Below are 11,763 nucleotides of genomic sequence, written 5' to 3' on the forward strand. Positions count from 1 at the left end.
GAGGCAGATCACCCCACATCCGGGCATTGTGTGTGCATGCCTCGCACACTGCCGTTCTCGACTCATCCGCATCAAGCGTTCACCGCCGGTTTCTACCGCAACGACGACTTCGACTTCGACGTTCGAATCGCCCTGGGCGCTGCAGCTTTCGGAGCATCCGATGCCGGTGAGGTTCTCTCGGCGATCGCCTCCGTGCGCGAGAACGATCATGACGGATGGTTCGCTGCATGGGTGGCACTCGGAACTCGCGTCCGGGCCTTCGCCGACGCCTCTGCCGCCGCCGGCCACGATGTCAGCGCGTCCCAGGCATATCTTCGGGCGTCGACCTATTTTGCGGTTGCGGTCAACTCGGTAGCGGGGCTCGAGGGCGACGACGATCTCCTGCCCACGTTCCGCTCGCACCGGTCGGCGTGGGATCGGTTCGTGGACACGACGTCACATGCGGCCGAGAGGATCGAGATCCCGTACGACGGGTCGAGCATGCCCGGATACTTCTTCCGTCCTGCGGGCGAGCCTCTCGCGCGGCCCACCTTCGTCATGGTCAACGGCAGCGACGGGTCGATCGGCTCGCTGTGGACCTTGGGAGCCGCTGGAGCGCTTGCCCGTGGATACAACGTCGTGATGTTCGACGGACCCGGGCAGCAGTCGATGCTGTTCGAACGCGGAATCGGTTTCCGGCCGGACTGGGAAGCAGTTGTGACACCCGTGGTCGATTTCGTGTGCGATCGCCCCGACGTCGACAGCGATAAGCTAGCTCTGTACGGAGTGAGTCAAGGCGGATACTGGGTGCCACGCGCATTGGCGTTCGAACATCGTTTCGCCGCAGCCGTTCTCGACCCTGGCGTCGTCGACGTCGGGGCCTCCTGGACCGCGCACTTCCCCAAGAAACTGCTCGAACTGCTCGACGACGGGAACAAGAACGCATTCGACCGAGACATGGCGATCGGAATGAAGGTCTCGAAAGAGACTGCACGCGAATGGAGTTTCCGGGCGCGGCCGTACCGCAAGAACAGCTACTTCGACACGGTCATGGAAGTACGCAAATACACACTCGACGGCGTGATCGACAGGATCGATACACCGTTGTTCATCGCGAACCCGGAGGACGAGCAGTTCTGGCCCGGACAACCCGCACACCTGGCCGACGCCGTCGCTGCGCCGGTTCACCTGTGCGACTTCACCGCCGCCGAGGGAGCCAACTATCACTGCCAACCGATGGCGCGACTACTGACCGATCAGCGAATGTTCGATTGGCTGGACGAGACGTTGGCAGTGAACTCTCCCCTGCCGACGAACTAGATCGTCTTGACCCAGTCCACGATTCGCTGAGCGACGTCGTCGGAGGTCAACCCGAGCTCGCGGTGGATCTGCTCACGCGAGGCATGATCGAGGAATCGTTGCGGCACACCGACATCGCGGCACGCGGTATCGACTCCGGCGGCGCGGACCGCAGCAGACACGCTGGACCCGATGCCTCCGTGTACGCCGGAATCCTCCAACGTCACCACCAGCCGGAAGCCCTCGGCCAATCTCGACAGCGGTTCCGGCACCGGCAGAACCCAACGCGGGTCCACCACGGTCACCGAGAGCCCTTGGGCAGTAAGCTTTTTCGCGGCATCGAGCGCCAGACCGGCGAATGCGCCCACCGCGACGATCAGCACATCGTGGCCGCCGGACTCGGGCTCGACGAGCACATCGACGACACCGTCGAGTCGCCGAACCGCAGGCACGTCCTCCGTCACCGCGCCCTTCGGGAATCGAAGTGCACTCGGACCGTCGTCGATCGCCAGCGCCTCACCCAACTCCTCGCGGAGCGTCGCACAGTCGCGCGGGGCAGCCACCCTCATCCCGGGCACGATGCCGAGGAGGGACATGTCCCACATACCGTTGTGACTGGCTCCGTCCGCTCCGGTCACGCCAGCACGATCGAGCACGAGCGTCACAGGGAGCTTCAGCAACGCAACATCCATCAACAATTGATCGAATGCGCGATTGAGAAATGTCGAGTACACCGCGACCACGGGATGGAGCCCACCGAGCGCGAGACCCGCAGCAGACGTCATCGCGTGTTGCTCGGCGATACCGACGTCGAACATGCGGTCGGGATATGCCTCCCCGAAAGCGGCGAGGCCGGTCGGACCCGCCATCGCTGCTGTGATCGCGACGATGTCGCGACGCTCGGCAGCTCGATCGATCAGCTCCTGGGAGAACACCGACGTCCAGTCCGGTGCAGCGACGGAGCGTGCCAGGCCGGTGAGCGGGTCGATGACGCCGGTGGCATGCATCTGATCGGCCACGTGGTTCTCGGCGTGGGCATAGCCCATGCCCTTTCGTGTCACCGCGTGCACGATGACGGGCCCGCCGTACGCCTTCGCTCGGCGCAGCGCAGATTCGAGTGCCGGTTCGTCGTGGCCGTCGACTGGTCCCAGGTACTTGATGCCGAGGTCGGTGAACAGGACCTGCGGGCTGATCGCGTCCTTCACCCCCGCCTTCATGCCGTGGAGCATCGCGTACGCAGTCTTTCCCACGAACGGGATCTTGCGGACGATGCGACGACCGTTGTCGAGGATCCGCTCGTAACCGGGTTGCAGTCGCAGAGCCGCCAGGTGCTCGGCGAGACCACCGATCGTCGGGGCGTACGAGCGACCGTTGTCGTTGACGACGATGACCAGCGAGCGGTCTTTGCCTGCGGCGATGTTGTTGAGTGCTTCCCAGCACATACCACCGGTCAGTGCGCCGTCGCCGACGATCGCCACGACATGACGATCCGTCTGTCCGGTCAGCTGGAATGCCTTGGCCAGACCGTCCGCGTAGGACAGAGACGCCGACGCGTGCGAGGACTCGACCCAGTCGTGTTCGCTCTCGGCGCGAGAGGGATACCCGGAGAGTCCGCCCTGCTTGCGCAACGAGTCGAACGCCCCCGTTCGCCCGGTGATCATCTTGTGCACGTACGCCTGATGACCGGTGTCGAAGATGATCGGGTCGTCAGGGGACGAGAAGATGCGATGCACTGCCAGCGTGAGCTCGACCACGCCCAGGTTGGGCCCTAGATGCCCGCCGGTCGCGGACACCTTCTCGACGAGAAAATCACGAATCTCCTCGGCCAGATCGGAGACCTCGGACGGGGCCAATCGGCGCAGGTCCTCGGGCGTCTGAACACGAGCTAGGACACCCAACGAGATCGCTCCCTCCGGCCGGAAAACTTTCGGTCCTTGCAGTCGTACCACCGATCGACACGAACTCTCGATCAGCACAGTCTACGTAGCCTGTCGCGGGGCGAACCCTTTCGAGAAACACGTTTCAATCGACAATACTGTGGACCGGCGCGTGCGCCCAACCACGGCGCGGCGTCCATCGTCACATCGAACCCGGTGCTCGCAGAATAGGGTTACCTCATGACGACGGTGGTGGACGAGATACTTCGACATGTCTTCGACGTGTGCCGAGACAACACGTCGGGAGCGGTGGCCGACTACATTCCGGAACTTGCTGCGGTGGCCGCCGACGGATTCGGGATCGCACTGGCGACGAGCGACGGACACGTCTACGAGGTCGGAGACACCCAGACCTCGTTCACGATTCAATCCATCTCGAAGCCGTTCACGTACGGCCTCGCACTCGCCGACAACGGCGAGGACGCGGTCGCCCGCAAGATCGACATCGAGCCGTCGGGTGAGCCGTTCAACGAGATCAGCCTCGATCCGATCACCGAGCGTCCGCGCAACCCGATGATCAACGCGGGGGCCATCACCTCCGCGTCGTTGATCGCCGGTCGGTCACCCGGCGACAGGTTCGAGAGAATTCGGCAGGCCTACTCGCGCTATGCCGGAAGACAATTGACGTTCAACGATGCGGTGTACCGATCCGAGGCGAGGACCGGCAACCGTAACCGCGCCATCGGCTACATGCTGCGCTCGTTCGACATCATCGAGGACGATCCGGATATCGCGGTGGACCTGTATTTTCGGCAGTGCTCCATCGACGTGACTGCGGCCGACCTGTCGATGATGGCGGCGACGATGGCCAACAACGGAGTCAACCCGAGAACACGGGAACGCGCCCTGTCCCCTGCGCTCGTCGAACGGGTACTGAGCGTCATGACGACCTGCGGCATGTACGACGGCGCAGGCGACTGGGTCGCTCGGGTGGGCATGCCTGCCAAGAGTGGCGTCGGCGGCGGAGTGCTCGCCGTTCTCCCCGGACAGATGGGCATAGCCGTCTACTCACCGCGGCTCGATCAGCATGGAAACAGCGTGCGCGGAGTCGCGGCGTGCCGGGAGCTGTCGAGCAAGCTCGAATTGCACTTCCTGCACGTGACGCGCGCCGCGAGGTCGGCGATTCGTGGGCGCTACACCGTGGGCGAGGCGCCGTCACGTAAACGTCGGAGCGAGACCGAACAGGACGCTCTGGCCCGGTTCGGGGATCGAGCAAGGGTCTACGAACTCCACGGCGATCTGTTGTTCTCGGGAGCGGAGACCGCGGTGCGAGAGATCGGCAACCTGGACGACGAGTTGGACGCGCTCGTGATCGACGTCCGCGGCGTCGACGAGGTCAGCGACATCGCCCGCACCATGTTCGACAACCTGCGCACGCAGCTCGCCGCCACCGGTTGCCGCGCATCCATCGTCGACCCGCGCGGGATAATGGGTCGCACGGCGTCGAGCATCGACCCCGAGGATCCCGCGGGCCGCGTCTTCGGCGATCTCGGCTCCGGCATCCGGTGGGCCGAAGAGCTGGTCCTGGATCGGTACTGCGCCGGACCTCGGCAACCGTTGAAGATCACCACCGAACACCATCCTGTGCTGACCGGCCTCACCGCCGATCAGTACGAGAAGGTCGCGGCACTCCTCGAGCAGAGGCACTTCGCCCGCGGCGAGACGATAGTGCGGGCTGGCGATTCGGCCGCGGGCCTGTTCCTGGTACTCGCGGGCGAGGTGAGCTCCACGTACGAGTCCCGCGACGGCGGCAGGCAGAGAATCTCGACGCTGTCTCCCGGAATGAGTTTCGGGGAGATGCCCCTGCTTGCAGGCACACGGTTCCTGCTGGACTTCTGCGCGGACACACCCTTGACCGTCGCAGTGATGACGGTGGACGATTTCCGATCGCTGACCGACAATGCTCCCGAGGTGAAACTGGCACTGCTGAGCAACCTGGCAGCAGGGGCCTACATGCAGATGAACACAGCGATAAAGTCGCTGGGGCACTTCGACGTCGGGCGATGAGTCGCCCGACGTCGAAGTGCACGATCCACGCTCTGCGCCGCTAGGCGGACAGGCTCACCATCGTCAACACCTCGGTGGGTTGTGGGGAACCGCCTGCAGGCTCGAGCGAGAACGCGAAGTTGGTCGACGCACCCATGCCGCCGATGACCGTCTCGTCGCCGTTCGCCAACTGATCCGAGGTCACCAGTCCTACCGACCGAGGTGTGCCGTCGACGAACCACATCTGATAGTCCTTGCCCGCTTCGGGCGTAGCGACGCCGTCGAGCGTGACGACCACCGAATCCGACTCCCGCGAGTACGACACGGTTGCGGTGCCGCCGCCGGGGAACTCGGCGGTGGCCTGCCGTGCGTCCGGCGACGCCACGATCTGTTCGGCCTGCGTCGGTGTCGGGTCGTTGCCGAGGACCTGCGAGGCAACGACTCCGCCACCGACAAGGACGACGACGGCAGCCGCGGCGGCGAGGATCGTGGTGCGCCACTTGCTGCTTCGACGCTCGCGGTGGCCCGCCATGGACGTCACGTTCGACCGAGGACTCGGTACGACCTGGGCGTTGCGTGGAATCTCGTTCAGGACGCGAGTTTTCAGCTCCTCGGGCGGCGGAGTGGCATCGAGCACCGATGCCAGTGCCAACGTCTCCTGAATTTCACTCACGAGAATGTTGAACTGGACACGGGCCGTGTAGTCGACCGATTCCAGATCCTGTTCGATCTCGGCCTGTTCGGCCGAGCTGACCGCGTGGAGTGCGTACACCTCCGCTGCGTCGAGCAATCGCTGTCGAGATGCCTCGCTCATGAGGGTGTCACCCCCAAACATGTCTTCAACTTGATCAGTCCGTCCCGTATTCGCGATTTGATGGTCGGTACGGCGACCCCGAGCCGTTCCGCAACCTCGCGGTAAGTCCAACCGCTGTAATAAGCCATTCGTACCGACTCGCGCTGCGTATCGGTCAGAGTCTCGAGACACGCGATCACGGCGTCGGATTCGAGCCGCTGCGTCACGGCCTCCAGCACCTCGTCGTGCTCGGGTGTATGGCTGATCGCGCCGTACGCCGCTTCACGATCGGTTCCCGATTGCTCGGACCGCACCCTGTCGACGGCACGCCGATGCGACAGGGTCATGATCCAGGCGAGCGGGCTCCCCTGGTTCGGGTCGTAGTTGGGCGCCGACCGCCAGATCTGGAGAAAGACCTCCTGGGTCGTCTCCTCGCTGTAACCAGGATCACGAAGAACACGCAGCACCATGCCGTATACACGTGCAGATGTGGCGTCGTACAACTCACTGAAGGCACGTTGATCGCCCTGAGCGACCGCTGCCATCAGCCGACGAAGTCGTTCGGCCTCGTCCGCCCGCAGATTGCGCAACTGTGCGCTGGGAACAGCACACGCTGCACCGTCTACGTCTTCGGATACCGACGGGTTGTCTTCTGAATCGGATGTTCCCTGGTGCGGCGAACCCGGACTCGGGCTGGTACTCACCGGAACAAGGTCCCAACAGATTCGACTCTGATCGCGTTCATTGATCAAGAGCGTAGTGCTCATGTGGCTCTCACACCGAAACCTCCGCGTTTTCCCGCCGCACACCATATTCGGCACACAACCCGAAATGGATGGCCGAGGTTGGAAAATGAATTGCACACCGAGACCGAATCGGACATTGTTGGAGGAATGGGACAGACGCCTGCAATCGAGACCCTGGGCCTGATCAAGCGGTTCGGGGCAACCACAGCGGTCGACGGGATCGACCTGACCGTCCCCAGCGGTGGGGTGTACGGCGTTCTCGGCCCCAACGGTGCCGGAAAGACCACCACGATCCGCATGTTGGCGACACTTCTTCCGCTCGACGGCGGGCTCGCACGTGTCCTCGGGCACGATGTGGCCACCGAAGCCGATTCGATCCGCAGCAAAGTCTCCCTCACCGGCCAGTTCGCCTCACTCGACGAGGATCTCACCGGAATCGAGAACCTCGTCCTGCTGGCGCGGCTCTACGGCTATTCCCGCCCGGCAGCGCGCTCGCGCGCGGAGGAACTGCTCGCGGCCTTCGGAATCGCGGACGCCGGGAGTCGGCAGGTGAAGACCTATTCGGGCGGCATGCGGCGCCGAGTCGACATCGCTGCGAGCATCATCGTGACACCGGAACTCATCTTCCTCGACGAGCCGACCACCGGTCTCGACCCACGAAGCCGAAACCAGGTGTGGGACATCGTCCGTGCGTTGGTCGCCGGTGGCACGACGGTTCTGCTGACCACGCAGTATCTGGACGAAGCCGACCAACTCGCCGGTCGAATCGCGGTCATCGACCGAGGCAAGGTCATCGCCGAGGGCACGACCGGCGAACTCAAGGCGTCGGTCGGCTCGGGTTCGTTGCACGTACGGGTTCTCGACCCCGCACGCCGCAGCGCCGCCGCCGACATTCTGCGCACCATCCTGGCGGAACAGGTATTCGAAGAAGCAGATTCTGCTGCCATCTCCGCCCGGCTGGATTCGACATCGTCCGTCGCCGCAGCTCTGCCTGCCTTCGAAGCAGCCGGAATAGGCATCGCATCCTTCGCCATCGGCCAGCCGAGCCTCGACGAGGTGTTTCTCGCGTTGACCGGCCACACCACCGAGAACGACACCGCAGACGACACAGTCGGGGAGCACACGACATGAGCACATCGACCACCTCGCCGTCGACCTCGGCCGATGCGATATCGGACGTTCTTCGCACCGCTGGGCCCCGCCCGCCCCGGCCGTCGGCACTGTCGACGTCGCTCTCGTTCGGGTGGCGAGCACTCCTGCGGATCAAGCACGTCCCCGAGCAACTGTTCGACGTGACGATGTTCCCCATCATGTTCACCCTGCTGTTCACCTACCTCTTCGGCGGTGCACTCGCAGGATCGACCGAGGCCTACATCCAGTTCCTGCTTCCCGGCATTCTCGTGCAGACGGTCGTCATGATCACCATGTACACCGGCGTCACCCTCAACAAGGACATCGAGAAGGGAGTCTTCGACCGGTTCCGTTCGTTGCCGATCTGGCGCCCGTCTCCCCTGGTCGGGGCGTTGTTCGGCGATGTGGCCCGATACACGCTCGCGTCGGTGATCGTGCTGATCCTCGGCGTGATCATCGGCTTTCGGCCGGCCGGTGGCGTTCCGGGCGTGGTGGCCTCGATCGTGCTGCTGCTGGTGTTCTCGTTCTGCCTGTCGTGGGTGTGGACGATGATCGCGATGATCGTGCGCACCGAAGCCGCTGTCATGGGCGTGTCGATGTTCATCCTGTTTCCGCTGACGTTCGCCAGCAACATCTTCGTCGACCCGCAGACAATGCCCGGGTGGCTCCGAGCCTTCGTCGAGGTCAACCCGGTGAGCTTCCTGGTCACCTCGATCCGTTCGCTGATGGCAGGCGATCCCGATGTGACCGCGCTCGCAGTCACGGCAGCAATGTGCGCGGGTTTCCTGGTGATCTTCGGTCCGATAACGATGCGCCTGTACAACCGCAAGACGTAGGGACCCGCTACCGCAACACCGTTCGCGCCCGGTGACGGCGCACGGCATCACGGTTGGAGCAGACGGTGCCGCAGTACCGCTGGCGACCGGTTCTCGACACATCGGCGAACACGAGATCGCAGTCGTCGGCGGCGCATCGACCCAGCCGGGACATGCCGCGTCCGGTGAGATGCAACGCGGTCCCGACGGCAACGAGCGCTCTGACCACGGATCCGAGCGCAATGTTCGGGTCGCGATAGTGCATGTGCCAACCGTCGTCGGCGTGATTGGTCACTCGCGGATATGCGGATGCGCTCGCCAGCAGTCCGTTGAGGATGTTCGCGCGCGCCTCGTCGCTGTCGGCGTCGACGACGGTGACCCAGTCCGCGAGAAACACGGCGGTATCGGCCAGGTCGGCATCGGTGGGTTCGGTGTCGACGACGAGTCCGCCTTCCCGACACCGACGCCCCAGTTCCTCGGCGGACTCGGGCGGTGAGTTGTACAGGTCGACACCCAGCTGTACCGCATACGTTCCGTAAGGGTTGATATGCACAAGACCATTACAGCACAGTGAACACATGAGCACACACCCCGAGCACCATGACCATTGCTGGACCACCTCGAGCCGCCACGAGACGAGTGAAGGGACGGTCGTCTATCACCGTTGCACGTGCGGCGCGCAGCGCATCGTCTCCACCGCGCTCGCCGTCCGTGGTCTCGTGGCCCTCGTCGATCGGTGATCGGTCAGGACTGCAGGCGCTGCGCTACCTCCGGAACCACCGCCGTCAGCGCGTACTCCTGCGACAGAATGGAATTGGTCGAATAGGACTTCGCGACGACCGGATCGTCGAACACCAGGAACCGTCCGTCGCGCACGGCTGGTATCCGTTGGAACAGCGGATTGTCGGTGACCTCGGTCGGCGATTTCTCGATCGGGAAGATCACCACCACATCGGCATCGAGAGTGTCCAGGTTCTCCTCCGATATCGGCACCGAGAATCCCTTGGGAGTCAACGCGTCGACAGCTGGGTTGGAGACGAATCCGAGTTTCTTCATGAAAAGCAGCCGGGTGCTGTCGGAGATGTACGCCCCGAACCCTGTTCCGCTGAACGCCCCCACGGTGATCGTCTTTCCTGCGAACTCCGGGTTCTCGGCTGCCGCAGCAGTGAAGTCGGCGTCGAGTCCGTCCAACAGCTCGGCGCCCTTGTCGGTCTCCCCCAGCGCCGACGCGATCATCGTGACCTGCTGCTCGACCGTCGTCAGGTAGTTGTCGGCGCCTTCCGGCAATGCGATGGTCGGCGCGATCTGCGACAACCGGTCGTACCGGGCCTGGTCACCGGAGCTCTTGGTGTCGAGGATGACGTCGGGCTCCAGCGCAGCGACGGCTTCGTAGGACGGTTCCTGTGTGCCGATGATCTCGGGTGACGAGGTGTAGAGCCCGTCCGCCCATGGTCCGACGCCGTCTCCGCCGAACGCCAACCAGTCGCTGGCCCCGACCGGCTCGACACCGAGCGCAAGAGCTGTTTCGGCATCCGCCCACCCCAGTGCGACGACGCGTTCCGGGCGCGAATCCACGGTCACGTCACCGAATTTGGTATCGACCGTCACCGGAAACGCTCCGCCGGAAGCCGGAACGCTTTCCGGCGAGTCCTCTGCGGACGAGGAACACGAGAGCACGCTACCGACAGCGGCCAGGATGACCGCGGTCGCGACAGTGCGGCGGGCCGAAAGTATAGGTTTCAACGAGATCACTCCTGCGAAACTACGGCACACGCACTGTCGGCAGGGAGCCAGCTCTCACGTCACCGAACGAACAGAGCGATGCACTCCACATGATGTGTCAGCGGAAAGGCATCGAAGCCGCGAAGTGACTCCAGTTCGAATCCCGCCTGCCGGTACAGACCGACGTCACGGGCGAAAGACGCCGGATCGCAGCCGATGTGCACTATCCGGCGCGGCGCCGATGCCGCGACAGCAGCGACGACATCCTTGCCCGCACCTGCACGCGGCGGGTCGAGGACGACGACATCAGGCGACGGAAGCGACTCGATCGACCGTTCCACGCGTCCCGGCGCGAACCTGACCTGTGTCAGGTCCGCGAGAGCTGCCGAACCGTCGGCCGCGGCGCGCCGCGAGAACTCGACGCTGACGACCTGGCCGTCCTGCCCGGCCCCCGCCGCAACGCTCGCGGCGAAGACACCGACACCGCCGTACAGATCCCAGGCCACCTCACCGCGGCCGATGTCGGCCCAGTCGGCCACGACGTCGCTGTACGCCTGTGCGGCACCTCGATGTGCCTGCCAGAAACCGGTCGCGTCGAGCTCCCATTCGCGGCCCGACACGGTTTCGTGCACACGACCACTGCCCGACACCGGCCGCTCGGAACGTGGACGAGACGACGCGGCTCGGCGCGCCGACGCGCCGCGTCTGCCTGGAGAACGCCGACCGGTCGTCGATACCGCCGCCGGTGCGATTTCGACGACGTGACGCTCCCCCGCGCTGTCGAACGCAACTGCGAGTTCACTACCGGGCCGCCAGGAGGCGTCGGCCAACCCCTCGAACATTCCGGGGACTACCTGCGGGCACGAGAGATCGGTCACGATCGTCGAACTGCGGAATCGGTGGAATCCTGCGCGGCCGCTGCCATCGCACGCGAGCCTGACTCGGGTGCGCCATCCGGTTCCGTCGTCGGTGAGCGGCAACTCCTCGACGGTCACCTCGACGTCGATGCCCGCGATGCGGCGAAGTTGCTCGTTCACCACAGCCGATTTCATCGCGCGTCCCGCCGACAGGCTCGCGTGCGAGTAGTCGCAGCATCCGGAGCCACCCGGCCCCGAGATCGGGCATACGGGAGCAACCCGATCGTCGGACGCCGTCACGATCTCGATCGCGTCGGCGCGGCAGAACGAACCACCGCGATCCTCGGTCACCTTGGCGAGCACGACCTCGCCTGGCAGGCCGTGCCGGACGAACATCACTCGCCCGTCGTGCCGCGCAACACAGAATCCTCCGTGTCCCGCTGACCCGAGGGTGACCTCGATCGTGCGTCCCGTCCAGTTTTCCGTCATCGACTCGAT

11 protein-coding genes are annotated in these 11,763 nt (G+C 64.5%); 5 read left to right on the forward strand and 6 right to left on the reverse strand.

The window, feature by feature from the left end; genetic code table 11:
- Window positions 1-36 precede the first annotated feature (36 nt).
- Complete coding sequence (locus RY1_RS02940; RefSeq protein WP_072801971.1) at window positions 37-1,299, forward strand: alpha/beta hydrolase family protein; 1,263 nt, start codon at window positions 37-39, stop codon at window positions 1,297-1,299.
- Here RY1_RS02940 and dxs read toward each other — a convergent pair.
- Entirely contained in the window at window positions 1,296-3,176 is a 1,881-nt protein-coding gene (gene dxs, locus RY1_RS02945) for a 1-deoxy-D-xylulose-5-phosphate synthase (RefSeq protein ID WP_072802284.1), read from the reverse strand. The two genes, RY1_RS02940 and dxs, sit on opposite strands and share 4 nt — an antisense overlap.
- 219 nt (window positions 3,177-3,395) lie before the next feature.
- On the opposite strand from dxs, the gene glsA reads away from it, so the two are divergent.
- On the forward strand, window positions 3,396-5,222 hold the full coding sequence (gene glsA / locus RY1_RS02950) for a glutaminase A (protein ID WP_072801972.1): 1,827 nt from the start codon (window positions 3,396-3,398) through the stop codon (window positions 5,220-5,222).
- 40 nt (window positions 5,223-5,262) lie between these two features.
- Here the strand turns inward: glsA and RY1_RS02955 are convergent, their stop codons facing one another.
- Both RY1_RS02955 and RY1_RS02960 read right to left on the reverse strand, forming a co-directional pair.
- A complete protein-coding gene (locus RY1_RS02955; RefSeq protein ID WP_072801973.1) occupies window positions 5,263-6,015 on the reverse strand; it encodes an anti-sigma factor in 753 nt (250 codons plus the stop codon).
- Window positions 6,012-6,761 carry a sigma-70 family RNA polymerase sigma factor gene (locus tag RY1_RS02960; protein ID WP_072801974.1) on the reverse strand — a complete coding sequence of 250 codons (750 nt, stop codon included), beginning with the start codon at window positions 6,759-6,761 and terminating at the stop codon, window positions 6,012-6,014. The genes RY1_RS02955 and RY1_RS02960 overlap by 4 nt, the downstream gene beginning before the upstream one ends.
- A 126-nt stretch (window positions 6,762-6,887) precedes the next feature.
- Between RY1_RS02960 and RY1_RS02965 the strand changes: the two genes are divergently transcribed.
- Together RY1_RS02965 and RY1_RS02970 are read left to right on the forward strand one after the other, a co-directional pair.
- Window positions 6,888-7,871: an ATP-binding cassette domain-containing protein gene (locus tag RY1_RS02965; protein WP_072801975.1), complete on the forward strand. Its 984-nt coding sequence runs from the start codon at window positions 6,888-6,890 to the stop codon at window positions 7,869-7,871.
- The gene (locus RY1_RS02970) at window positions 7,868-8,707 is read left to right on the forward strand and encodes an ABC transporter permease (RefSeq protein WP_072801976.1); all 840 of its coding nucleotides are present in this window, start codon (window positions 7,868-7,870) and stop codon (window positions 8,705-8,707) included. The genes RY1_RS02965 and RY1_RS02970 overlap by 4 nt, the downstream gene beginning before the upstream one ends.
- Window positions 8,708-8,714: 7 nt before the next feature.
- On the opposite strand, the gene RY1_RS02975 is transcribed toward RY1_RS02970, so the two are convergent.
- The gene (locus tag RY1_RS02975; RefSeq protein ID WP_072801977.1) at window positions 8,715-9,239 is read right to left on the reverse strand and encodes a CGNR zinc finger domain-containing protein; all 525 of its coding nucleotides are present in this window, start codon (window positions 9,237-9,239) and stop codon (window positions 8,715-8,717) included.
- A 25-nt stretch (window positions 9,240-9,264) separates the two neighbouring features.
- On the opposite strand from RY1_RS02975, the gene RY1_RS30040 reads away from it, so the two are divergent.
- On the forward strand, window positions 9,265-9,426 hold the full coding sequence (locus RY1_RS30040) for a hypothetical protein (RefSeq protein WP_169914547.1): 162 nt from the start codon (window positions 9,265-9,267) through the stop codon (window positions 9,424-9,426).
- Between the two features lie 4 nt (window positions 9,427-9,430).
- Here the strand turns inward: RY1_RS30040 and RY1_RS02980 are convergent, their stop codons facing one another.
- Entirely contained in the window at window positions 9,431-10,429 is a 999-nt protein-coding gene (locus RY1_RS02980; RefSeq protein WP_245819466.1) for an ABC transporter substrate-binding protein, read from the reverse strand.
- 59 nt (window positions 10,430-10,488) lie between these two features.
- Complete coding sequence (locus tag RY1_RS02985; protein ID WP_072801978.1) at window positions 10,489-11,754, reverse strand: class I SAM-dependent RNA methyltransferase; 1,266 nt, start codon at window positions 11,752-11,754, stop codon at window positions 10,489-10,491.
- Window positions 11,755-11,763: the final 9 nt, after the last annotated feature.

This window comes from Rhodococcus yunnanensis NBRC 103083, from assembly GCF_001895005.1.
In the GTDB taxonomy this organism is placed as follows: Bacteria; Actinomycetota; Actinomycetes; order Mycobacteriales; family Mycobacteriaceae; genus Rhodococcoides; species Rhodococcoides yunnanense.

Bases quoted from the DNA above. Each gene is read 5' to 3' on its own strand.
- RY1_RS02970 (WP_072801976.1), top strand. From the start codon at position 7,868: ATGAGCACATCGACCACCTCGCCGTCGACCTCGGCCGATGCGATATCG.
- RY1_RS02940 (WP_072801971.1), top strand. From the start codon at position 37: ATGCCTCGCACACTGCCGTTCTCGACTCATCCGCATCAAGCGTTCACC.
- RY1_RS02960 (WP_072801974.1), bottom strand. From the start codon at position 6,761: ATGAGCACTACGCTCTTGATCAATGAACGCGATCAGAGTCGAATCTGT.
- RY1_RS02965 (WP_072801975.1), top strand. From the start codon at position 6,888: ATGGGACAGACGCCTGCAATCGAGACCCTGGGCCTGATCAAGCGGTTC.
- RY1_RS30040 (WP_169914547.1), top strand. From the start codon at position 9,265: ATGAGCACACACCCCGAGCACCATGACCATTGCTGGACCACCTCGAGC.
- RY1_RS02955 (WP_072801973.1), bottom strand. From the start codon at position 6,015: ATGAGCGAGGCATCTCGACAGCGATTGCTCGACGCAGCGGAGGTGTAC.
- RY1_RS02985 (WP_072801978.1), bottom strand. From the start codon at position 11,754: ATGACGGAAAACTGGACGGGACGCACGATCGAGGTCACCCTCGGGTCA.
- glsA (WP_072801972.1), top strand. From the start codon at position 3,396: ATGACGACGGTGGTGGACGAGATACTTCGACATGTCTTCGACGTGTGC.